The sequence below is a fragment of the Protofrankia sp. CiP1_Cm_nod2 genome (assembly GCF_920664355.1).
Lineage (GTDB): Bacteria > Actinomycetota > Actinomycetes > Frankiales > Frankiaceae > Protofrankia.
In genome coordinates, this window is record NZ_CAKKTL010000264.1 from 1 (window position 1) to 1,982 (window position 1,982).

Sequence of the window (1,982 nt, forward strand, 5' to 3'; positions counted from 1 at the left end):
CCGCGACCCCGCCGGCGAGCTTGGCGACCCGCTCCTGGAGCTTCTCGCGGTCCCAGTCCGAGTCGGTGGCCTCAATCTCGCCGCGGAGCTGGCGGACCCGGTCGGCGACGCTGGTCTCGTCCCCGGAGCCGTCGATGATGGTCGTGCTGTCCTTGTCGACGACGATCCGGCGGGCCCGGCCGAGGTCGTCCAGGCCGACGGAGTCGACCTTCAGGCCGACCTCGGGCGCGACGACCTGCCCGCCGGTGAGCACGGCGATGTCCTGCAGGATCGCCTTGCGCCGGTCGCCGAAGCCGGGAGCCTTCACCGCGACGACCTGGAAGGTCTTGCGGATGGCGTTGACGACCAGCGTCGAGAGCGCCTCGCCCTCGACGTCCTCGGCGATGATCAGCAGTGGCTTGTGGGCCTCCACCACCTTCTCGAGCAGCGGGAGGATGTCGCTCAGCGCGCTGATCTTGCCGGGGTGCAGCAGCACGTAGGCGTCCTCAAGGACGGCCTCCATGCGGTCGGCGTCGCTGACGAAGTACGGGGAGATGTAGCCCTTGTCGAACTGCAGCCCCTCGGTGAGCTCGAGCTCCAGGCCCAGGGTCTGGCTCTCCTCGACGGTGATCACACCGTCCTTGCCGATCCGGTCGATCGCCTCGGCGATCAGCTCGCCGACCTTCGTGTCCTGCGCCGAGATGGCCGCGACATGGGCGATGACCTCTTTCGAGTCGACCTCGATGGCCTGCTCCAGCAGCGCCTTCGAGACGGCCTCGGCGGCGGCCTCGATACCGGCCTTGAGCGACAGCGGCGGCACCCCGGCCACCACCTGGCGCAGACCGTGGCGGACCAGCGCCTGCGCGAGGACGGTGGCGGTGGTGGTGCCGTCGCCGGCGACGTCGTTGGTCTTGGTAGCGACTTCCTTGGCGAGCTGCGCCCCCAGGTTCTCGTTGGGGCTGGTCAGCTCGACCTCGCGCGCGATCGTCACCCCGTCATTGGTGATCGTCGGCGCGCCGTAGGACTTGTCGATGACGACATTGCGGCCGCGCGGGCCGATCGTCACCTTCACAGCGTCCGCGAGGGCGTTCACGCCATGCTCAAGGGCATGGCGGGCGTCCTCGCTGAACAACAGGATCTTGGGCATTTAGGTGGTCCTCCCGAACCGGCTCAGGGCGTGCCCTGGAATCCCTTCGGGCCCCCGGGCACGCGCGGAAAGCCGTGATCGTGCACCCTGGTGGCCCTGGGCCGTGTCCGGTGGATCGTCAGATCGCGCGAACCGGCGCCTGGACGACGGCCGTCCGCATCGACCGATGCCCACCGGGCATGGCCCGATGGCAAGCGGGCGTGTTTCGCCGATCCGGACGAACAGCCGCATACGGACACATGCGGACCGGATGCGTGTGGACGAATACGGACGAGCACAGTCGAGCACAGCCGCATATCGTCCGAATACCGTCCGGGCTGGCGAAACACGCCCTTGAGGATCCTTGCCGGATACCTACTTCTCGATGATCGCCAGAACGTCGCGAGCGGAGAGAACCAGGTACTCCTCGCCGGCGTACTTGACCTCGGTGCCGCCATACTTGCTGTACAGCACGACATCGCCGACCTTGACGTCGAGCGGGACCCTCTTGCCGTCCTCGAAACGGCCCGGGCCCACCGCGAGGACGGTGCCCTCCTGCGGCTTCTCCTTGGCCGTGTCCGGGATCACGATGCCCGACGCGGTGGTCTGCTCGGCGTCGGACGGCTGTACGACAATGCGATCTTCGAGCGGCTTGATCGCAACCTTGGTGGCGGTCGTCACGATCGACCTCCCCCTTCCTGCGCTGGATGAGAGAGCGACCCTGGCGGCCTGCCGTCGCGGGTGAACAGGCGCCTGTCGTCGCTGGCACTCTCACGTGCCGAGTGCCAACTTAGCACCCGCCCCGCCCACGTCAACCAACACGGTCAGAACTGTCAAGAGCGGTCCGCGCGACGGCGGGAGCACGACGGGACCACGG

2 protein-coding genes are annotated in these 1,982 nt (G+C 68.1%); both read right to left on the minus strand.

Going from position 1 to position 1,982, the window contains the following annotated elements; all coding sequences use genetic code 11:
- The coding region (gene groEL / locus NBW84_RS21150; RefSeq protein ID WP_250286708.1) for a chaperonin GroEL at positions 1-1,126 on the minus strand (1,126 nt) is incomplete at its 3' end.
- A 354-nt stretch (positions 1,127-1,480) separates the two neighbouring features.
- Positions 1,481-1,789: a co-chaperone GroES gene (gene groES / locus NBW84_RS21155; RefSeq protein WP_043604033.1), complete on the minus strand. Its 309-nt coding sequence runs from the start codon at positions 1,787-1,789 to the stop codon at positions 1,481-1,483.
- Between the last annotated feature and the right edge of the window lie 193 nt (positions 1,790-1,982).